Annotated in this window: 21 protein-coding genes; 19 read left to right on the top strand and 2 right to left on the bottom strand. The window is 44.1% G+C overall.

Features of this window, described 5'->3' with window-relative positions:
- Positions 1 to 231 precede the first annotated feature (231 nt).
- The 5 genes from L7D49_RS12965 to L7D49_RS12945 all read left to right on the top strand — a co-directional run bounded on the left by L7D49_RS12965 (position 232) and on the right by L7D49_RS12945 (position 4009).
- Positions 232 to 669 (top strand): BrxA/BrxB family bacilliredoxin, encoded by a 438-nt coding sequence (locus tag L7D49_RS12965; protein ID WP_238081490.1) that lies wholly within the window; start codon positions 232 to 234, stop codon positions 667 to 669.
- Complete coding sequence (locus L7D49_RS12960) at positions 666 to 1445, top strand: class I SAM-dependent methyltransferase (RefSeq protein ID WP_238082745.1); 780 nt, start codon at positions 666 to 668, stop codon at positions 1443 to 1445. The genes L7D49_RS12965 and L7D49_RS12960 overlap by 4 nt, the downstream gene beginning before the upstream one ends.
- A gap of 456 nt (positions 1446 to 1901) precedes the next feature.
- Positions 1902 to 2501 (top strand): YpjP family protein, encoded by a 600-nt coding sequence (locus L7D49_RS12955; RefSeq protein WP_238081488.1) that lies wholly within the window; start codon positions 1902 to 1904, stop codon positions 2499 to 2501.
- A gap of 57 nt (positions 2502 to 2558) precedes the next feature.
- Positions 2559 to 3500, top strand: coding sequence for a thymidylate synthase (locus L7D49_RS12950; RefSeq protein WP_238081486.1), 942 nt, complete (start codon positions 2559 to 2561; stop codon positions 3498 to 3500).
- Positions 3501 to 3514: 14 nt separating this feature from the next.
- Positions 3515 to 4009, top strand: a complete 495-nt coding sequence (locus tag L7D49_RS12945) for a dihydrofolate reductase (RefSeq protein WP_238081483.1) — start codon at positions 3515 to 3517, stop codon at positions 4007 to 4009.
- A gap of 41 nt (positions 4010 to 4050) precedes the next feature.
- Here the strand turns inward: L7D49_RS12945 and trhA are convergent, their stop codons facing one another.
- A complete protein-coding gene (trhA, locus tag L7D49_RS12940) occupies positions 4051 to 4686 on the bottom strand; it encodes a PAQR family membrane homeostasis protein TrhA (protein WP_238081482.1) in 636 nt (211 codons plus the stop codon).
- A 74-nt stretch (positions 4687 to 4760) separates the two neighbouring features.
- Here trhA and L7D49_RS12935 point away from each other — a divergent pair, with 74 nt between their 5' ends.
- The 10 genes from L7D49_RS12935 (at position 4761) to L7D49_RS12890 (ending at position 12784) form a co-directional block, all read left to right on the top strand.
- Positions 4761 to 5600 carry a DegV family protein gene (locus tag L7D49_RS12935; protein WP_238081480.1) on the top strand — a complete coding sequence of 280 codons (840 nt, stop codon included), beginning with the start codon at positions 4761 to 4763 and terminating at the stop codon, positions 5598 to 5600.
- Between the two features lie 124 nt (positions 5601 to 5724).
- On the top strand, positions 5725 to 6549 hold the full coding sequence (locus tag L7D49_RS12930; protein ID WP_238081478.1) for a GDSL-type esterase/lipase family protein: 825 nt from the start codon (positions 5725 to 5727) through the stop codon (positions 6547 to 6549).
- 6 nt (positions 6550 to 6555) lie between these two features.
- Positions 6556 to 7128 carry a YpmS family protein gene (locus tag L7D49_RS12925; RefSeq protein ID WP_238081476.1) on the top strand — a complete coding sequence of 191 codons (573 nt, stop codon included), beginning with the start codon at positions 6556 to 6558 and terminating at the stop codon, positions 7126 to 7128.
- A 20-nt stretch (positions 7129 to 7148) separates the two neighbouring features.
- Positions 7149 to 7679 (top strand): peptide-methionine (S)-S-oxide reductase MsrA, encoded by a 531-nt coding sequence (gene msrA / locus L7D49_RS12920; protein ID WP_238081474.1) that lies wholly within the window; start codon positions 7149 to 7151, stop codon positions 7677 to 7679.
- Complete coding sequence (msrB, locus tag L7D49_RS12915; protein WP_238081472.1) at positions 7676 to 8101, top strand: peptide-methionine (R)-S-oxide reductase MsrB; 426 nt, start codon at positions 7676 to 7678, stop codon at positions 8099 to 8101. Before msrA ends, msrB begins: the two co-directional genes overlap by 4 nt.
- A 12-nt stretch (positions 8102 to 8113) precedes the next feature.
- On the top strand, positions 8114 to 8335 hold the full coding sequence (locus L7D49_RS12910) for a YozE family protein (protein ID WP_238081470.1): 222 nt from the start codon (positions 8114 to 8116) through the stop codon (positions 8333 to 8335).
- Between the two features lie 74 nt (positions 8336 to 8409).
- Positions 8410 to 9111: a purine-nucleoside phosphorylase gene (gene deoD / locus L7D49_RS12905; protein WP_238081468.1), complete on the top strand. Its 702-nt coding sequence runs from the start codon at positions 8410 to 8412 to the stop codon at positions 9109 to 9111.
- 106 nt (positions 9112 to 9217) lie between these two features.
- On the top strand, positions 9218 to 10723 hold the full coding sequence (locus L7D49_RS12900; protein ID WP_238081466.1) for a lmo1851 family serine protease: 1506 nt from the start codon (positions 9218 to 9220) through the stop codon (positions 10721 to 10723).
- 158 nt (positions 10724 to 10881) lie between these two features.
- A complete protein-coding gene (locus tag L7D49_RS12895) occupies positions 10882 to 11790 on the top strand; it encodes a CobW family GTP-binding protein (RefSeq protein ID WP_238081464.1) in 909 nt (302 codons plus the stop codon).
- Positions 11791 to 11974: 184 nt separating this feature from the next.
- Complete coding sequence (locus tag L7D49_RS12890; RefSeq protein WP_238081462.1) at positions 11975 to 12784, top strand: CAP domain-containing protein; 810 nt, start codon at positions 11975 to 11977, stop codon at positions 12782 to 12784.
- A gap of 276 nt (positions 12785 to 13060) precedes the next feature.
- On the opposite strand, the gene L7D49_RS12885 is transcribed toward L7D49_RS12890, so the two are convergent.
- On the bottom strand, positions 13061 to 14410 hold the full coding sequence (locus L7D49_RS12885) for an MATE family efflux transporter (RefSeq protein ID WP_238081460.1): 1350 nt from the start codon (positions 14408 to 14410) through the stop codon (positions 13061 to 13063).
- A 150-nt stretch (positions 14411 to 14560) separates the two neighbouring features.
- On the opposite strand from L7D49_RS12885, the gene L7D49_RS12880 reads away from it, so the two are divergent.
- From L7D49_RS12880 to L7D49_RS12865, 4 genes are all read left to right on the top strand, one after another.
- Positions 14561 to 15637, top strand: a complete 1077-nt coding sequence (locus L7D49_RS12880; protein ID WP_238081458.1) for an undecaprenyldiphospho-muramoylpentapeptide beta-N-acetylglucosaminyltransferase — start codon at positions 14561 to 14563, stop codon at positions 15635 to 15637.
- A gap of 199 nt (positions 15638 to 15836) precedes the next feature.
- On the top strand, positions 15837 to 18650 hold the full coding sequence (locus tag L7D49_RS12875) for a 2-oxoglutarate dehydrogenase E1 component (protein WP_238081456.1): 2814 nt from the start codon (positions 15837 to 15839) through the stop codon (positions 18648 to 18650).
- Positions 18651 to 18707: 57 nt separating this feature from the next.
- Positions 18708 to 19940 (top strand): 2-oxoglutarate dehydrogenase complex dihydrolipoyllysine-residue succinyltransferase, encoded by a 1233-nt coding sequence (gene odhB / locus L7D49_RS12870; protein WP_238081454.1) that lies wholly within the window; start codon positions 18708 to 18710, stop codon positions 19938 to 19940.
- Positions 19941 to 20016: 76 nt separating this feature from the next.
- Positions 20017 to 20214 (top strand): DUF6501 family protein, encoded by a 198-nt coding sequence (locus L7D49_RS12865; RefSeq protein ID WP_238081452.1) that lies wholly within the window; start codon positions 20017 to 20019, stop codon positions 20212 to 20214.
- Positions 20215 to 20251: the final 37 nt, after the last annotated feature.

The raw sequence follows: 20251 nt of genomic DNA, 5'->3' as shown, positions 1-20251 counted from the left end.
CGACGTAATTCATAACAACATCGCATAAAATGATGTACCGGTACAAACATCTTTTAATTAAATGCCGATTAGGATGTTAATTGAAATGCGTTTTAGCGTTTTCTCCCTATCAACCGAACCCGTAATATACGTAAAACAACCCTCCAGTTCTGTTTCCATGAAATAATATCTAAATACATGTAAAATAAAACGGGAAACGAACAGACATATTGGTAGGGAAGGGGATTTCAAATGAACGCATATGATGAATACATGAAAGGCATCGTAAAACCGATGCGGGAAGAGCTTGTCCTTGCTGGTTTTACCGAGCTGACAACAGCCGATGAGGTAAAAGAAACGATGGATAATCTTGAAGGAACGGCAATAGTCGTCATCAATTCCGTTTGCGGATGTGCAGCCGGATTGGCCCGGCCTGCAGTCAGGGAAGCATTGGGGCAAGCGGAGCATCGACCAGACCGCCTATTGACCGTGTTTGCCGGCCAAGATAAGGAAGCAACTGAGACGATGCGGAGATACTTTCCGGAAGTGCCGCCAAGTTCACCTTCGATTGCTTTTTGGAAGGATCAAAAACTTGCGTATTTCATCCCACGGGAGCAAATAGAAAACTTTGAAATGGAACAAATCAAGGAGCATATTTCCGGGGTGCTCGATCAGATTTGCGGAAAGTGAAAACCATCATTACAACTGCCGGAAGGCCCGATGAGGAAACATATCGGCTGGCAGAAGCGGCAAGTCAAATGCTTGGCCATCCGGTGATAGAGCGAAGAAAACGATCAGTCCGCAACATGCAAGAGACCTATTCGGCACATGTCCTGGTTACCGGGAAAAATCGATTTGAATATTTCGTGTTTGGTTCGGTGGAGCCGTTTTTCTTCCATCCCAATTCGGCGGCGTTTCGTTTAAAGCGGATGCTTAGGGGTGAAACAGATCCTTTAATAGAAGTAAGTCGTTTTAAGCCGGGCAATTCCTTTTTTGATTGCACGCTTGGGCTCGCCTCAGACAGTATTATCGCTTCTTTTGTTGCTGGCGATGATGGGCGGGTGGAAGGAGTGGAAGCGGATCCTGCGGTTGCCTTCATTACAAAGAGAGGTCTTCAATCGTACGAGGCTACAATTCCTGAATTAGATGCAGCAATGAAACGCATTCATGTAGTTCAGGGAGACGCTATAGAAATATTGAAACAGCAAGCAGACAGGTCTTGGGATATTGTATATATTGATACGATGTTCAGCGCTCCAATCGAGGAATCCACGAATTTCACTCCTTTGCGCTCGGCAGGCGTCCATTCCACGTTAACGGATGAATGGATGGAGCAGGCACTTCGTGTTTCCCGTCAGCGAGTAGTCGTGAAAGACCATTATGACTCCAGTGTATTTGAACGATTTCACTTGAACCGGATCGTCCGGCCCAATACAAAATTTCATTTTGCCTATGCCGAAAGGTGAAAAAGCCGTCCTTTAATTGAAAGGACGGCTTTTGGTTCATTAGTTATAATAAGTACATAAAAAATATTGCAGGCGGCGGAATTTCCGCAACCCGGCTCCCTTGATCAGCCGGATCATCTGCGTGACACGGATAAAGGGAGCGCTGAGGTCGTCCAGGTTGTATAGCCAATTCGTCAGGCTGACCTGTACTCTTTTGATCAATGAGTAAAATTCAAGGAGCTTAAATAAAGAATGAGTCCGAGCATTCCGATTCCAATCCATAGTTGAACATCCATTGTATAAAAACCTCCTTACATTACACTCCAAATCTTCATGGTTTTATTGTACAATGAAAAGTAGAAATATGAAACCTTTTCAAGTTGTTTTCGTCTTACTTAGTAAGAGTGTTAGAAAATATACACAAAAAAGACAAAAATATCGTAGTTCATCGGACGTACGATCAAGCGGGTGAATGAAATGAGACAATACTTACAAAAACTCATGATGGCAGCCGTTGCGATATTGACCTTAGGCGTCATATCGCCAAGCCATGAAATCTGGACAAACTTAAATCCGAAAGACGATGCTCGGGAAAGCGATCATCCTTCCGTTAGCCAGGAGTTTGATTTTGGTCTTGAAGACAGCTATTTTCAGTCAGAACCTGGACTGGAAGAATCTACGGACATTGCCGCGTTATATACCTCGGCGAAGGATCTGTCTTATATGAAGTTTGGATCCAAAATCGGTCCGGTTATTCAAGATGAATTTGATGGTGTTATTTTCCCTAAAATCGAAGAAGTTATTCAAAGTACTTTGGAAAGCAAAGGCGATCTCCATAAGAGAAGACTCGCCATCACAGAAACGCCATCTGGAAACTATGCAGAAAAGATCTTTCATGTTTTCGACAAAGATGAAGAAAAGGATTTGATCCGTTTTCATGTCCGGACTGAAAAACGTCCGCAAGACGGGTTCTTCTATAATTTTCACTATCACACAGCAGAAGATGATTTTATAGCACATCACTCGATCGGAGACATCTTCTGGTCGAAGAATACACCGCCGAAGTGGTTGTCTTAATACCATTTCGGCGGTTTTTTCGTTATACTGGCTATAAGAACAAGGAGGCTTTTAGAGATGAAACAATATTTGGATTTATGCAAGCATATTTTATCAGAAGGAACAGTGAAAGAAGACCGCACAGGGACCGGAACGATCAGTATTTTCGGTTATCAGATGCGTTATGATTTGAATGAAGGATTTCCTTTAATGACTACTAAAAAGACTGCTTTTCGCCTGATTGCCTCCGAGCTATTGTGGTTTTTAAAAGGAGACACTAATTTACGCACCCTGATTCAAGACCGGAATCCAATTTGGGATGAATGGGGTTTTGAAAAGTGGGTAAAGAGTGATGAGTATGCTGGACCCGATATGACGGATTTTGGCAGGCGCATCCAGCAGGATGAATCCTTTGCCGAAACGTTTGAAACGGAGATGGCCTTATATAAGGAACGTGTTCTGACGGATGACCAGTTTGCGGCAAAATATGGTGACCTCGGCCCGATCTATGGTAAGCAGTGGCGTTCTTGGACAGTCGGGGATCGTACAATCGATCAGATTACAAACCTGATTGATGGTTTAAAAAATAAACCAGATTCAAGAAGGCATTTAGTCAGTGCTTGGAATCCTGCTGAAGTAGACGATATGGCTCTTCCACCGTGCCATACGATGTTCCAATTCTATGTTGCGGATGGTAAGCTCTCCTGCCAGTTGTATCAAAGAAGTGCGGATGTGTTTCTAGGTGTGCCCTACAATATAGCGTCTTACGCTTTATTAATCCATCTGATTGCACATGAGTGCGGCTATGGAGTAGGGGAATTTATTCATACGATTGGCGATGGACACATCTATTCTAATCATGTAGAGCAAGTGAAAGAACAGCTGTCACGCACACCGAGAGAATTGCCGACGCTGCGGCTGAATGCGGAAGGGAAATCCATTTTTGATTTGACGTATGAAGATATTCAAATTGAGAACTATAACCCTTATCCGAAAATCAAAGCACCGATCGCAGTATAAAGGAGTGTTAGTCAATGATTTCTATGTTAGTCGCGCATGACCTGAACCGAGTGATTGGTTTCGAAAATAGAATGCCATGGCATATCCCTGAAGAACTCGCTTATTTCAAGAAAATGTCAATGGGGAAAGCAATCGTCATGGGCCGGAAAACATTTGAGTCCATTGGAAGGCCGTTGCCTGGAAGATTGAACATTGTCGTCACGCGAAATGAGTCGTATAAAGCGGATGGGGCAGTAGTTGTCCATACGCTTGAAGAAGCCATTGAAAAAGGCAAAGAGTTCTCAGAGGAGATCGTAATTATTGGGGGAGCCCAACTATTTGAATTGGCAATCGAATTCGCCGATCGCATTTATGTGACGGTTATACGGAAGGAATTTCAAGGGGACACGTATTTTCCTGCCTACGGTTCCGGATGGAAGCTCGTCTCCGAATCCGAAGATCATTTCATGGAAGATTCCACACCGTTTTCTTACTTTATTTACGACCGGGAAAATACAGAGGAATCATAAGCATACAGAAACGCCTCCGTCGATTCGAAGGCGTTCAAGCATTAACAATATAATAAGACGCTAAAATACATGGATGCGCTGCCTGCCAGCACAAATACATGCCAAATTGCATGATTGTATGGAATGTTCCGGGCAGCGTAAAAATAAGCGCCTGCAGTATAAAGGATTCCCCCTGCAACAAGCAGGATGAAACCTGGGAGAGGAATATTTTGATAGAGGGGTTTAATGGCGAAAATGATGAGCCATCCCATGACGATATAGAAGACGAGCGATACATATTCGAAGCGGTGAATGAAAAACACCTTGAACAATATGCCGGCTGCCGCCAGTCCCCATATGATGCCGAATAATGTCCATCCCAGCGTGCCTTGGATTGTAACAAGCAAATAGGGTGTGTACGTTCCGGCAATCAGGATATAGATGGCAGAATGATCGAAGATGGAGAAAAGACGTTTGTACTTTTTAGGCATACTGTGTAGCAGTGTGCTCATAAGGAATAAAAGGAGCATGGAAACGCCGAATATTGCAAAGCTTACTACGGCAATGGCTTTCCCCTTTTCGACGCCTGAAAGAATGAGGTAAATGAGCGCCGGTATGCTGACAGCAAACCCAATCCCATGGGTGATTGCGTTCCATAATTCTTCCTTGTCGTTTTTATAATCAAAAGCCTCAGTCATAAAGATGACCCCCTTTCGTTTTACTATACTAAAATAAGAAGAACGTTGCCAATATGAAAAGGGAAGTGTAATACATGAAGAAGATTCATATCGTGACAGATTCCACTGCGGATCTCATCGAGGAGTATGTGGATCAGTACGATATCCACGTGGTACCTTTAACTATTCAGATTGAAGGGAAGACATATCAAGACGGGGTTGATCTCCAACCGGAATCTTTTCTTGACCTCATGAGGGAAGCAGAGGAACTTCCGAAAAGTTCACAGCCGGCAGCCGGCGTTTTTAAGGAGCTATATGACCGGCTTGGCGCAGATGGAAGTGAAATCATTTCCATCCATATGACTGGCGGAATGAGCGGTACGGTAAAATCTGCCGAAGCAGCAGCTCAGATGACTGATTCATCCGTGACAGTCATGGACTCTATGTATATTTCACATGCCCTGACCTTTCAAGTGGTCGAGGCGGCGAAAATGGCGAAGGAGGGGCGCTCGGTCCAAGAAATTGAAGAACGGCTCTCTGTTGTGCGAAAAAACACGACGCTTTTTGTTGTAGTCGACATGCTTGATAATCTCGTAAAAGGCGGCAGAATCGGAAAAGGAAAGGCGATGATCGGTTCCTTGCTTAATATTAAGCCGATTGCCACTCTACAGGATGGCGTCTATACGCCGGTGTCAAAAGCGAGAAGCCATAAACAAGTCGTCTCGCAATTAGTAAAGGCATTTAAAGAAGAAACTGCCGGTAAAATAATCAAAGCAATTGGTATTTCACATGCAAATGGGTTAGCGATGGCAGATCCTTTAAAACGAATTATTGAGGAATCGGGATGGAAAGACGTAAAATTGTCATTCACAACACCGATCATCAGCACGCATACAGGTGAAGGGGCAATCGGTTTTATGTATTATACGGACTGATGCTTCACGAGTTATAGTTAGGGTACAGCTCGGCATTCTGCATGCCATTCTTGTATGTAAAATCGCCCCCACAACTCTGGAAAGGACTAGTTTCACTTACAAAAAGAAATGAGGAACTGTGTTTATGAGAAGGTACATTGTCTTCATGGTCATCTTCTCGTTTTTATTGGCCGGCTGCCAAGCTGATGAGAATCTGGAAGGCGGCGCTCCTTTCTCCGGACGGATGGATCCCGCCTTCACTGACTGGTATGTACCGGACTATTTCATTCCTGAAACGGTCTATGTAGTCGGTTTAGGAGACTCGTTGACAGAAGGTGTTGGAGATGAACGAAAAAAAGATGGCTATTTTGGCCGGATGACAAGAGACATGGAGAGATGGAAAGGCGTTAAAGAAATTGAGAGCAACAATCTGGCGAAACGAGGAAAAAGAAGTGACCAGCTGATTGAACAGATGGAAGACCCAGAAGTTCAATCAGAAATAAAGAGAGCGGATGTTATCTATTTGACGATTGGCGGCAATGATATTATGAAGGTCGTCAAAGCCAACATTTTCAAATTAAAGATGAAACCTTTTTATGCTGAACTTGGTGAATTTGAAAATCGTTTAGATGAAGTCTTTAAAATCATACGCGGATTGAATGGCGATGCGATCATCGTTATCGCTGGACTGTATAATCCTTTTTCCATTGTGACGGATGAACCGAATGAGTTTGAGACAATCATAGAGGATTGGAATGAAGCCATCGAAGTGCAGGCGATTATGGATGAAAAAGCATGCTTTGTCCCTGTAATCGATCTATTTGATTCAAACGAGGATTTAGTTTATCATACCGACTTCTTTCATCCGAATGCAAAAGGCTACGATACGATGGCGGCCCGCTATAAAGCATCTATTCAGAAATGCGGTTTGGCTGAGCTGTCAGAAGGGAAATTGGATTTTGGGGAGTGATGACGCTTGAATTTTTGGAAAATCGCTTTTTTTACATTGTTAGGGGGGATTGCGGCTCTATTGGCCGGGCTAATCTGGTTTCTAAGTAATGTCGAGGATTCTGAACCTTTGCCCAAAGTCCAAACTTATAATTCTGCTGGCAATAAATTGACTGTGAAAGCGACGAAAGAAGATTTAGAAGGGATCGCTAACGGTTTTATTAGCAAAGCGGTCAAGCAAGACACGATGCCTGTCACTATGCAGGTAGGCGATGATGTAGTCCTGCATTCGGAAGCTACTGTATTTTCGTTTAAATTGCCTGTTACTATGCATTTTGATCCGGTTGTCAGGGAAGATGGCAATTTGATATTGAAGCAATCTTCAATGGAGATCGGCAATCTAAATATTCAGCCGGCGACCATACTGAAATTTCTTAAGGACTCCGTTAAATTGCCGGATTGGATTATTGTACGGCCAAAAGAAGAGGAAATTTTTATTAATCTTTCCGAAATACCGATCTCCGGCAAAATACAGCTGAAAGCAAAGACTTTCAACCTGGCAGAGGATAATATTGAATTGGAAGTCATCATTCCTGATTGACGACAAAGGAGGAGATGGACTTGGCTATAGAGAAAGCTACATTTGCAGGCGGATGTTTCTGGTGTATGGTTAAACCGTTTGATCGTTATGAAGGGGTTCACTCGGTTGTGTCCGGCTATACGGGCGGCGACATCGAGAACCCGACATACGAAATGGTATGCACGAACTCAACAGGTCACCGGGAAGCGGTAGAAATCACGTTTGACAATGAAGTGATCAGTTACAAACAATTAGTCGATATCTTTTGGCGGCAGATTGATCCAACAGATGCAGGCGGCCAGTTTTATGATCGAGGAGAATCATACCGAACCGCCATTTACACGCATTCCGAAGAACAACAAAAAATTGCCGAGCAATCCAAACGAGAATTGGAAATGTCGGGGAAGTTCAATAAACCGATTGCGACAGATATTAAACCTGCAAAACCATTTTATCCCGCCGAGGAAGGGCATCAAGATTATTATATGAAAAATCCTTCCCACTATAATCGTTATGCCATTGGATCTGGACGCGAGCAGTACAAAAAAGATACTTGGGGGGATCCATCATGAAAGAGGATTTGAAAAACAAACTGACTGAGATGCAATATTATGTCACACAGGAAAGTGGGACAGAACCGCCATTTCAAAATGAATATAATGATCAGTTCGAAGATGGCATCTATGTTGATGTTGTATCCGGAAAACCACTCTTTAGTTCAACAGATAAGTATGATGCGGGTTGCGGATGGCCAAGCTTCACAAAACCTATTGAGGAACAAGAAGTGACGGAGCATTTTGATCAGAGTCATGGCATGAGACGCACTGAAGTGCGCAGCAAAACAGCAGACTCTCATTTAGGCCATGTCTTTCCGGACGGTCCGGGACCTGCGGGTTTGCGCTACTGCATCAATTCCGCCGCTTTACGCTTTGTTCCGTTTGACCGGCTGGATGAGGAAGGCTACGGCGAATACAAAAAAATATTTACAAAGTAAGGGGCTACTACTATGGATCGTTCCTTCTATCATTTCGTCCTAACCTTCAGAGGAGGACCAAAGAATGATGCGAAAGCGGTATTTGCCGAAGCGATGTTCCTTGACCACAGCTTTCCGAAGCAAGAGAGCTCGTTTGACAGTCTTTCTCGATATCTCGAAGAAAAAGCCGATGGGCAGATGCCGATTACAGTGTTTGATGAGCTGTTTGAGCGCTATCAGGAACAGAGCCGTTAAATGGTCAATTATTGCATAATAGGCCGTTTAACTGTATGATGAGTAAAGTAAAACTGAAAGTGAGGCGTGACGATATGAGCATACATATCAATGCAAAAAAAGGCGAAATAGCAGATACAATTTTGTTGCCAGGGGATCCTCTGCGTGCAAAATATATCGCGGAAACATTCCTAGAGGATGTCACTCAATATAACGAAGTACGTAATATGTTCGGTTTCACAGGAACATACAAAGGAAAACGAATTTCAGTTCAAGGTACAGGTATGGGTGTTCCATCCATTTCCATTTACATAACGGAACTGATGCAGGAATTTGATGTTCAAAAATTGATCCGTGTTGGAACATGCGGCGCTATTCAAAGAGACGTTAAAGTCCGTGACGTCATTATCGCGCAAAGTGCAACAACAAACTCTCCGATCAACCGTACATTCTTTAATGGTGTTGACTATGCACCGACTGCTAACTTCGATCTTCTTTTGAAAGCCTACCAAGCAGGACTTGAAAAAGGATTGAATCTGAAAGTGGGCAATGTCTTCACGGAAGATTTCTTCTACAACGAGCATGCTGAGCATGAAAAATTAGCGAAATATGGTGTGTTGGCTGTGGAAATGGAAACAGCTGCACTCTATACACTTGCTGCCAAATACGGCCGTCAAGCACTTGCTGTCTTGACAGTCAGCGACCACATCCTGACAGGTGAAGCGACTTCCTCGGAAGAGCGTCAAACCACATTCAACGACATGATCGAAGTCGCATTGGATGCAGCAATTCAATAATGTGGCATCGAAGGACCGCTCGCTGCATATAAGCGGTCTTTTTTTGGATTAAATCAACAGTATTTGACTTTATGCTAAAATGCTGGAAGGAAAGAGGGGGACTTGTATGGAAGAAAATGAAAAGAATACCCCTGGCAACGAGGAACAGAAAGAATATCAGCCACCTGCCAACCGATATATTAGACTGAAACCATTTACTTTGGTCATGCTGATTTTCGGTTTGGTACTCGCCAGTGCGGCAGTCACGTTTTTTGCACTGACGACAGGCGAAGAAAAAGTGGTGGAAGTTGTCAACCCTCAAAACGCTACGGTGAGCGAGCGTAAAGAATTTAAGAAATTCTATGACGCTTACGATGAAGTGAAAAAGAACTACTATGATGATATTGATGAGGAGAAAATGATCGATGGGGCCATCAATGGCATGATTGAGTCCTTAGGTGATCCATTCTCAGATTACTTGAATGAACAGGAAGCCCAGCAATTGAATGAAAGCATTTCTTCTAGCTTTGAGGGAATCGGTGCAGAAATTCAGGAGGCGAATGGCTATATTAAAGTCGTTTCACCAATTAAAAACTCCCCTGCTGAACGCGCTGGCCTTTTGCCGAATGACCTCATTACGGCAGTGGATGGTAAAAGCATTCAGGGGATGTCTTCATCTGAAGCTGTGCTGTTGATCCGTGGTGAGAAGGGGACGACTGTCACCTTATCTGTTCGCCGTGGTGAGTCAGCAGAACCATTTGACGTGAAGATTGAACGAGATATTATTCCAATCGAAACGGTGTACGCTGAGATGTTGGATGATGGTGTTGCTCATATCCAAATTACTAGTTTCTCAGAGCATACGTATGATGAGCTGCTTACAGCTCTTGATGAGATGGAGAAAGAGGGAATGAAAGGCCTTGTGGTGGATGTGCGCCAAAATCCTGGTGGTATGCTAAGCACTGCGATTGATATTTCCGACCTTTTCGTCGAAGAGGGGAAAAATCTCTTCCAATATGAAGGAAAAGATGCCATGCCTGAAGTATATGTTGCTTCCGATGGCAGAAAAGTAAAGGTTCCTGTATCGCTTGTGGTGGACGACGGCAGTGCATCTGCTTCGGAAATTTTGGCTGGCGCCATGAAGGAATCTGCTCATATTAAATTGGTTGGGATTAAAACGTACGGTAAAGGGACTGTCCAGACACCGAAAGATATGAAAGATGGTTCCAATTTAAAATTAACGACTGCGAAATGGTTAACACCTGACGGCAATTGGATTCATAACAAGGGAATTGAACCGGATATCGAAGTGCCATATCCTTCTTATGCTTCATTGCCTTATTTGGATCCTTCTGAAGAGATGAAGACAGGTATGGTTTCTCCTGTCATTCAATCTGCAGAAGAAATGCTTGAGGCAGTTGGTTACAATCCAGGCGAAGTAGATGGCTTGTTTGACTCGAAGACCGAGCAAGCTGTACAGCAATTGCAAAAGGACCTTTCTTTGAAGGTTACAGGCGTTCTAACTGGAGAAACGACATTCGGCTTGATGAACAAGCTGCGTGAAAAAATCAAGACGGATGACCCGCAATTGCAGAAGGCAAAAGAGGTCGTACTAGAAGAATTGAAGAAGTAAAAACTTTATTCATCTATACCGTTGGATTGCAGTTAATAGCAGTAAAACGACATGACAATTGGCAGAGAGGCGACTCTCGTAGGCGACCGCCCGCGAAAGTGCCTTTCTGCCTTTTTCATTTAGTTTAAATATTATTGGAAACAGGAGGCATCATCCAAATGATCGACGTATACCTTTTCAGTGGCTTTCTAGGCAGCGGCAAAACTTCGCTGTTATTGAACGCAATTCAAGAAGTGAAGAAGCAAGGCAAACAACCCGCCGTGCTAATGAATGAATTTGGTTCTCTCGGGTTTGATTCCGACCAGGTTGGCCAAGAGGGAGAGATTCCATTAAAAGAATTGCTAAACGGGTGCATATGCTGCACAGGTTCCGAAAAGACAGAAGCCCAGCTGCAGGGACTATTAGAGGACTATGATCATATTGATGTTATCTTCATTGAGACATCCGGCGCCGCACATCCAGTAGAAGCATTAGATGCAGTCTATTCGCCATTGTTTGCAGATCAACTTCGGATACAAGGGATTATTACGGTGGCAGACGTGAAAAGATGGATTGAACGGGATAGCTTGTCACCTAGAATCCGTTCACTTTTCATAGAACAGATCAGACATGCGAGCTTGATTTTAGCGAATAAAGCTGATCTAGTGACCGAATCGGAGCTTGCCAGCGCGACAGTTGAGTTATCTCAATTGAACAGTACAGCACAGATTATCCAGACGGTTAACGCCAAAATTCCCTTTGCTTTTATCGAAAAAACACTAAACGCGTGCCAATTCAAAAAGAACACAGAAATTGTCTCCGGGAAAGGCGTTCCGCTTAGCTCAAAACTGATAACATTCGATGAGCCGGTAGATCAGGCGGATTTCGAGGATTGGGTGAAGTCACTTCCAGAGACGGTTTACCGGATGAAAGGCTATGTCCCGATCAAAGGATCTGGACATCCGTATTTATTCCAATATGCTTACGGATTAGTCCATTGGCTGCCAGAGTATGTGAAAGTGCCGCCACGTGTCGTGGTAATTGGAGAAGGGGTTCAGCAGATCGAATACCACCCCCGGTACTCCTGAAAACACCTACTGTCAACCCCATCAAGCTTGTAATAATATGAGAGACATCCAATCATGACCAATCAAGACGTTTTCATTTCCCTTCGTTCACGTATTTTTGACGGAACTGGATAGGTTGGCAAGTGTTGGGGATTCTCGTTTCCTTCCTTACGTTATGATAGTTTACGAAGGGAGGAGTTATAAGATGAAAAAATCGATGGCAGTCATCTTGCTCGGTTCGGCTCTACTTATGTCGAACAACCACTATGCTGAGGCTTCTTACTATAATAACGAGAAGGCTCCAACTAATGAGGATATCAAAGTTTATGTATATGAAGGTAACAATGCATATAGCTTCTCCAACCAAAAAGAAGCACAGGAGTTCCTCAATAACTATAAAATTCAATGGGAAAACTATTTCTCAAGCTTCCAAGGGAATAAACCAGTTTTCAATAAGCCGGTTCAACAGCAGAAACCTGGAAAGCCTGTAGAACAACAAAAACCGACAGTACCAAGCAAACCAGTTGAACAGGCGAAACCGGTTGAAAAACCAGATACAACAGTTCCTAACAATCCGAATCAAAACACGGATTCTACTGTTACCAATAAACCAGAAACACCACCAACAGCAACATCTGCTTCCGCTATTGAAAAAGCAGTGCTTGACTTGACGAATGCTGAAAGACAAAAAGCAGGTCTGAAGCCGTTGGCGATGGACGATAAATTAATGAAGTCAGCGCGTGCTAAATCTGCAGATATGGCATCTAAAAAGTATTTTGATCATAATAGCCCGACATACGGTTCTCCATTTGACCAAATGAAATCGTTCGGCATCTCTTATCGTTCTGCTGCTGAAAATATTGCTATGGGTCAACGTTCGGCTGAAGAGGTTGTCAAAGCGTGGATGGAATCACCTGGCCACAGACAAAACATCCTTACACCGGGCTTCACACATATCGGTATTGGATATGATGCAAACGGCAACTATTGGACACAGCAGTTCATTCAAAAATAATAGAGTTAAAACCCATAAACAGGTGAAGGAAAACTATTTGTTTTCCCTCACCTGTTTTTACTTGTACAATGTAATCTGTTTGGCAGGACAAACCATTACTAGCTATGAGCATCGTCAAGTTGCTAGGAAGAAGGCAGTTGGGATGCGAACATGCTCAGAAGCATTATCTTATCTCTAAACGGACCATCCGTTTTTCCATGCGTACCATATCCATATGCTGACGCATTACATATCTATAAATGAAAAGGCCATTCCCGGCTTTCGGGAATGACCTTCTCAGATTGTAGAAAATCGACGCTGCATGATGCGTAGCCTAATGCTTAAAATGATGGCACCAACCGTCAAACCGGCTATGAGTCCGACCCAGTAGCCAAGTGGCCCTAAGGTAGTGAATGTCGCAGTTACATAGCCAACAGGTAAACCGATGAGCCAAAATGAGACAATGCCCATCACAAACGACACATTGACATCCTTATAGCCCCGCAGTGCACCTTGTATGGGAGCTTGTACAGCATCCGACAACTGGAACAGTGCCGCAAACAGGAAGAACTGCATAGATAGTTTAATAATTGCCATGTCTGTCGTGTAAAGAGAAGCAATCTGTTCACGGAAAAGAAGCAGAATGGCGATGGATAAGAAGCTAAATGTAATCGCAAGACCAATTCCAAGATAGCTGTATTGCTTGGCATCATAATATCGCGATGCGCCTGCAGACTGTCCCACTAAAATCGTGGCTCCCATAGAAATGCTCAACGGAACCATATAAAGCAAGGAAGTAAAATTCAGCGCAATTTGATGAGATGAAATTACTTCGGTAGAATATTTGCTCATGAATAGAGTAACAACCGAGAAAATGCTTGTTTCAACAAAAATGGAAAGCCCGATTGGCACCCCGATTTTGAGGATTTCCATAATTTTTTTCCAGGAGACGTGTTGCCAGCTGGTGAAAAGGGAAAAGCCATGGAAGGGCTTGCGTTTCCACGCAATATAAAAAGCAATGGCTAATACGATCCAGTATGTAATTCCAGAGGCATAGCCAGCGCCAGCGCCTCCCAGTTCAGGAAATCCGAAATTACCATAGATGAGTAAATAGTTTAGCACAATATTTATGGGTGCAGATAAAAGAATGATGAACATTGACACCCGTGTCGCACCTAATGCATCGAAGAATGAACGCAAGACCGTATACATGAATAATGGGATCAGTCCGACACTCATACCGGTCAAGTATTCAGCTGCTACTATCCTAACCGGCCCGTCAAGCGGCATATGATGTAACATCGGACGAACGCCGAATTGGATTACGACGAAGACGAGTACTGCCAGCAAAATGGAAACGTATAAACCTTGCTGGACATTCGGACGGACTTCCTCTTCCTTTCTTCCGCCGATCAATTGGGCAATAATAGGCGTCAATCCAAGCAGGATGCCGGAAAGCCCGGTATAGACCGGAACCCAGAAGGAGGAGCCGATTGTGACGCCAGCCAGATGATATGTATCGTAACGCCCAGTCATCAAAATATCGAAGAATGTCATCAAATAGAGTGCGACTTGCGTTATAAGGATCGGCAGGACGATTTTAGCAAAGATGCCTGTCTTTTTCTTAAGTGTGATCGATTCTGCCAATTGGAATCCCCCTTTGTCAGTGGCAGTGATAGTTTTTAAGTTGTTAATTGGAGAAAGCGTCAATCGACTACTATTGTAACACGTTTTTTTTGCTATAATAGCATGGAAGTACGAATAAGCATTTACTTGATAATTGAGGTGAACGGCCAAATGAAACGGCCAATTGTTGTATTAACGGGCGGAGGAACAGCGGGACACGTATCTGTTAACGAAGCTCTGATTCCAGAATTCCTAGAAAGAGGCTATGAAGTCCATTATATCGGTTCGTATGACGGTATCGAAAAAGAGCTGATCGGACAGGGACGTCCCGAAGTAACCTATCATGCCATTCAGAGCGGCAAGCTCCGAAGATATTTTTCAATGAAGAATTTTACGGATCCGTTTAAAGTCGGGGCCGGGGTTATGCAGGCTTTCTCGATCCTCCGAAAGCTTAAGCCGGACATCGTCTTTTCGAAGGGCGGTTTTGTTTCCGTTCCTGTGGTCATGGCGGCCAGAATGGCAAAAGTGCCTGTGGTTGTACATGAATCAGATGTTACACCGGGGCTGGCCAATAAATTAGCCCTTCCGATGTCTAACCATATTTTCACTGTTTTTGAAGAAACGCTGAAGTACGTGCCGTCTGCGAAATCGACATGCACGGGTCCTGTCATTCGTCCTGAGTTATTTCGGGGTGACCGAAAGGAAGGCTTGCGGATAGCTGGCTTGTCTGGAGAAAAACCGGTCATTCTCGTGATGGGAGGCAGTCAAGGGTCTGTTGTGCTGAACGAAGCGGTTCGAAAAGAACTGGACTGGATTGCAGAGAGGTTTGAAGTCATACATCTTTGTGGAAAAGGCCATAAAGATATGGCCAAGGAGCAAGTAACAGGCTATACGCAATTTGAATATGTTACGGATGCATTGCCGCATTTGCTCGCTGCGTCCGATTTTGCTGTGTCAAGAGCCGGATCGAACGCAATTTTTGAAATGCTTGCTGTTCAAAAACCGATGCTTCTCGTTCCTTTATCTGCTGCCAAAAGCAGGGGAGACCAGCTATTGAACGCTTCATTATTCAAATCATTAGGAGTCGCTCACGTTATTACAGAAGAAGAACTGGAAAAGGCGCGGCTCTCGGACTTGATTTCTAATTTGGTGTCAGAAAAGGATGTATTGATCGCCAATATGAAAAAGTATAATCAGACGAAATCCCCTGAATCGATGGTAGATTTGATCCTGTCGTATAAAAATTAGCTGGAACTGCTTATCAAAGGTGCCTGGCTGTTAGAAACAACAGTTGCAAGAAGAAAGAAACAGGTGTATCCTTGGTGACGGTATAAATATGTATATCTTAGTATTAAACCCTTTCAGTTGACTGTTTTGAATGGTATTATTAATACGGATAAACAATATAACACAATATGCCTACAGGCAAATGTGGAGGTCATTTTACATGTCGAACAATGTTGGTTCCCATCGTTCACCATACTCGGTATTCTCGGGGCCGAACCTTGGGTATGTTATGGAGATGTATGAGAAATTTAAGACATCCCCTGAAGCGGTTGATCCGCAATTAGCGGAAATGTTCAAGACCTACGGCGCTCCAGTGATGGAGAACGGAGATGTGGCTGTATCAGCTTCTGCAAGTATCCCTTCCGGAGACTTCAGCAAAGCATTGGCAGCCTACGCGTTAATAGAAGCGATTCGCACGCATGGCCATTTGGCGGCTGATATTTACCCGTTGAAGGACCATCCACGTGACGCTTCAAGACTAGAGCTTGCTAAATACGGCCTTACTGAGAATGATCTACGGGCTTTGCCAGCTTCCTTGTTCTTGAAAAACGTTCCTGCAACAGTGGAAAACGGTTTGGACGCAGTCAACTACCTAAAAGATTTGTACACAGGTAAAATTGCGTATGAATTTGCCCACATCGTAGATGATGAGGAACGAAACTGGATTCAATCCAAGATCGAAAACAATGAAGTAGCAGTCAACTTATCAAACGATGAGAAAAAAGAACTGCTGGAGCGTTTGACAAAAATTGAAGGGTTCGAAAAGTTCATCCACCGGACATTTGTCGGTGCAAAACGTTTCTCCATTGAAGGTCTCGATACACTTGTCGTGTTCCTTGATGAATTAATGCGTAAATCTGAGGAAGCCAAAACGAAGAAAGTACTTATCGGTATGGCTCACAGAGGACGTTTGAACGTTCTTACCCATATTTTAAATAAACCATATGAAATGATGTTTGCAGAATTTGCAGGTGTGCCTTCACTAGAATTCCTACCGGAAGACGGTTCAGTTGAAACGTCCCGCGGTTGGTTTGGCGATGTGAAATATCACTTGGGTGCACTTTATAAAGGGAAGTCAGGCACAGAGCGTTTCCTTGCTTACAACCCTTCACACTTGGAAGTAGTGAATCCTGTTGTTGCAGGTCAAACAAGAGCCGCGCAGGAAAACACAGATCATCCGGGTATGCCAGAGCAGGATATGAATGCTGCATATGGTGTCATGATCCATGGTGATGCTGCTTTCCCTGGTCAAGGCATTGTACCGGAAACATTCAACTACAGCCGCGTAAGAGGATATCGTACTGGTGGTACGGTCCATGTGATCGCGAACAATACGATTGGTTTTACGACAGAGTCGTATGATTCCCGTTCTACTTTATACGCATCTGATCCGGCAAAAGGCTTTGAAGTACCAGTGCTTCATGTTAATGCAGATCATCCTGAAGCAGTAATTGCTGCTGCTGCACTGGCGTTCGAATACCGCCAGAAGTTTGAAAAAGATGTATTAATCGACTTGATCGGATATCGTCGTTACGGCCATAACGAAATGGATGAACCATTAGTGACGAACCCGATGATGTACCATGTCATTCATAAGCATCCGACTGCACGCCAGTTGTATGGCGCTGAATTGGTTGAAGCGAATCTGATGACTAAAGAAGCGGTCGACAAGATGGATGCCGATGTCTATGCAGTGATGCAAGCCGCTTATGACAACGTGAAAAATCATTCCGCAGACGTCAAGAAGCCTTCAAACGCTACACCTGAATCCGTTTTGGCCGGTATGCCGAGAGATGTAGAAACAGGGGTGCAGGAGGAAAGACTTCAACGAATGAATGAAGAACTTCTTACATACCCAGACAATTTCACGGTATTCAGCAAGCTGGATCGGATTTTAAAGCGTCGCGAAGAACCTTTCAAAGGAAAATCGAAAGTGGATTGGGCGCATGCTGAGCAATTGGCATTCGGTTCTATTATTCAAGACGGTAATCCAATCCGTTTGACAGGCCAAGACGTCCAGCGCGGAACATTCGCACATCGTCATCTTGTCTTGCACGATGAAAAAACAGGAGAGGAATTTGTGCCTCTTCATCATATCAGCGGAGCAAATGCTTCATTCGTTGCGTACAACAGCCCATTGACTGAATTTGCGGTTGTTGGTTACGAATTCGGCTATAACTTGGAAAAAGACAAGGCACTCAGCATTTGGGAAGCACAATACGGCGACTTCGCTAATATGGCGCAAGTCATGTTCGATCAGTTCGTATCTTCCAGCTATTCCAAATGGGGCCAGCAATCTGGATTAGTCATCTTGCTTCCACATGCGTATGAAGGGCAAGGTCCTGAGCACTCCAGTGCACGTTTGGAGCGTTATTTGCAGCTTTGTGCAGAGAACAACTGGACAGTTGCTAACTTATCGAGTGCAGCAAACTATTTCCATATCCTGCGCCGCCAAGCGAAAATGCTTGGAACTGAAGCGGAAAGACCGCTTGTCATCGTGTCTCCTAAATCATTGCTTCGTCATCCGCTCGTTGGAGCAGAAGTATCCGACTTGTCAGACGGCCATTTCAAAACCGTTCTTGAACAGCCTGGAACTGGCATGAAGCCTGAAAAAGTGAAGAAAATTCTTTTCGCAAGCGGAAAAATGGCAATTGATCTGGCAGAACAAGTGAAAGACGGAGAAGGTTTCGATCACTTGCATATCGTCCGGGTGGAACAATTGTATCCATTCCCTGCTGAAAAGATTGCTGAAATCGTGGCACGTTTCCCGAAAGCGAAGGAACTTGTCTGGGTTCAGGAAGAACCGAAAAACATGGGATCCTGGTCATTTGCCTATCCTTACTTGCAAGAAATCGCGGAAGGCAAGGCTATTTCTTATGTCGGACGAATCCACCGTGCGAGCCCATCCGAAGGAGACGGCGAATCCCACAAGAAAGAGCAGAACCGGATCATCGAAGAAGCTCTTAAAAAATAAAATCTGTAGTTGCTAGCTTTACACCGGAATATCGGTAGAACAGAGGAGGAATTTATTGTGGCAGAGATCAGAGTACCAGAACTTGCGGAGTCGATTACTGAGGGAACAATTGCAAAATGGCTAAAACAGCCAGGAGAAAGTGTAGAACAAGGCGAATTCATCGTTGAATTGGAAACAGATAAAGTCAACGTTGAAGTCATTTCTGAAGAAGCTGGCGTCATCCAAGAGCTTCTTGCTGCAGAAGGTGATACAGTTGAAGTCGGTCAAGTGATCGCTATTGTTGGAGCAGGCTCCGGGGCACCAGCCCAATCCGCTCCAGCTCCAAAAGCGGAAGAAGCACCTGCAGTTAAAGAAGCACCTGCTGAAACACCAGCACCGGCAGCTGCTGCAGCGACTGAAGAAAGTTCATCTGATCGTACGATTGCAAGCCCTGCAGCTCGCAAATTGGCACGCGAAAAAGGCATCGATCTAGCTTCTGTATCGCCAGTCGATCCAATGGGACGCGTCCGTGCACAAGACGTTCAAGCACACGGAACTGCACCAAAAGCGGCTGCGCCTGCGAAAGCACCAGCTGCTGCACCGGCACAAGACGGCCGTGAAACACGCGAAAAAATGACGCGTCGCCGTCAAACAATCGCTAAACGTTTGCTAGAAGTGAAGCAATCCACTGCAATGTTGACTACATTCAACGAAATCGACATGACAGCGGTAATGGAACTTCGTAAACGCAAGAAAGATGAGTTCTTTGAAAAGAACGATGTCCGCCTTGGCTTCATGTCTTTCTTCACGAAAGCGGTTGTTGCGGCACTTAAGAAATATCCATATGTCAACTCCGAAATCGACGGAGACGATCTCATCATGAAACATTACTATGATATCGGTATTGCCGTTTCTACTGAGGGCGGCCTTGTTGTTCCGATCGTCCGTGATGCGGACCGCAAAAACTTTGCGGAAATCGAAGATACAATCGGTGAGCTTGCTAAAAAAGCACGTGATAACAAATTGACTCTTGGCGATATGGCTGGCGGTTCATTTACAATTACAAACGGCGGAGTGTTCGGTTCCTTGCTCTCCACACCAATCTTGAATGGTACGCAAGTCGGTATTCTTGGAATGCACTCCATCCAAAAGCGTCCGGTTGCTGTAGGAGATAACATTGAAATCCGTCCGATGATGTATGTTGCATTATCTTATGACCATCGTGTTATCGACGGTAAAGATTCTGTTGGCTTCTTGAAAATGGTAAAAGAACTAATTGAAAATCCAGAAGACCTTCTGCTTGGATCTTAATTAGCATCCAGTAACATTGATCGGTCCGCCTTATGTCGGACCGATTTTTTTCCATTCAATAAAGGAGGGAACTTTCATGTCATTTACAAATTGGCTAACTGCCCCAACGATTCGAACCGTCGTCTGTAAACATGCGGATGCGGAGAAATATGTAGTAACCAATATGCTAACCCCGGGGAAAGAGTATGAAGTGAAGAATGAGACGGATGAATTTCTGTTTATTATTGACAACAGCGGGAAAGTTGGCGGCTTCTACAAAACTTATTTTGAATAATTGCATTGTCTTTACTTAATAACCGGTACATCTCTTT

Origin of the sequence: Sporosarcina cyprini, from assembly GCF_022048975.1 — a bacterium.
Taxonomy (GTDB): Bacteria; Bacillota; Bacilli; order Bacillales_A; family Planococcaceae; genus Sporosarcina; species Sporosarcina cyprini.
Note: the sequence above shows the minus strand (reverse complement) of the source record. Positions and strands in the feature narration are given on the sequence as shown.

What these genes read in the sequence shown, in the direction of transcription:
- msrB (WP_238081472.1), top strand. Translation starts at nt 7,676, where the DNA reads ATGAAAGAGGATTTGAAAAACAAACTGACTGAGATGCAATATTATGTC.
- L7D49_RS12935 (WP_238081480.1), top strand. Translation starts at nt 4,761, where the DNA reads ATGAAGAAGATTCATATCGTGACAGATTCCACTGCGGATCTCATCGAG.
- deoD (WP_238081468.1), top strand. Translation starts at nt 8,410, where the DNA reads ATGAGCATACATATCAATGCAAAAAAAGGCGAAATAGCAGATACAATT.
- L7D49_RS12875 (WP_238081456.1), top strand. Translation starts at nt 15,837, where the DNA reads ATGTCGAACAATGTTGGTTCCCATCGTTCACCATACTCGGTATTCTCG.
- L7D49_RS12865 (WP_238081452.1), top strand. Translation starts at nt 20,017, where the DNA reads ATGTCATTTACAAATTGGCTAACTGCCCCAACGATTCGAACCGTCGTC.
- L7D49_RS12965 (WP_238081490.1), top strand. Translation starts at nt 232, where the DNA reads ATGAACGCATATGATGAATACATGAAAGGCATCGTAAAACCGATGCGG.
- L7D49_RS12880 (WP_238081458.1), top strand. Translation starts at nt 14,561, where the DNA reads ATGAAACGGCCAATTGTTGTATTAACGGGCGGAGGAACAGCGGGACAC.
- trhA (WP_238081482.1), bottom strand. Translation starts at nt 4,686, where the DNA reads ATGACTGAGGCTTTTGATTATAAAAACGACAAGGAAGAATTATGGAAC.
- L7D49_RS12895 (WP_238081464.1), top strand. Translation starts at nt 10,882, where the DNA reads ATGATCGACGTATACCTTTTCAGTGGCTTTCTAGGCAGCGGCAAAACT.
- L7D49_RS12955 (WP_238081488.1), top strand. Translation starts at nt 1,902, where the DNA reads ATGAGACAATACTTACAAAAACTCATGATGGCAGCCGTTGCGATATTG.
- L7D49_RS12890 (WP_238081462.1), top strand. Translation starts at nt 11,975, where the DNA reads ATGAAAAAATCGATGGCAGTCATCTTGCTCGGTTCGGCTCTACTTATG.
- L7D49_RS12910 (WP_238081470.1), top strand. Translation starts at nt 8,114, where the DNA reads ATGGATCGTTCCTTCTATCATTTCGTCCTAACCTTCAGAGGAGGACCA.
- L7D49_RS12900 (WP_238081466.1), top strand. Translation starts at nt 9,218, where the DNA reads ATGGAAGAAAATGAAAAGAATACCCCTGGCAACGAGGAACAGAAAGAA.
- L7D49_RS12950 (WP_238081486.1), top strand. Translation starts at nt 2,559, where the DNA reads ATGAAACAATATTTGGATTTATGCAAGCATATTTTATCAGAAGGAACA.
- L7D49_RS12945 (WP_238081483.1), top strand. Translation starts at nt 3,515, where the DNA reads ATGATTTCTATGTTAGTCGCGCATGACCTGAACCGAGTGATTGGTTTC.
- L7D49_RS12930 (WP_238081478.1), top strand. Translation starts at nt 5,725, where the DNA reads ATGAGAAGGTACATTGTCTTCATGGTCATCTTCTCGTTTTTATTGGCC.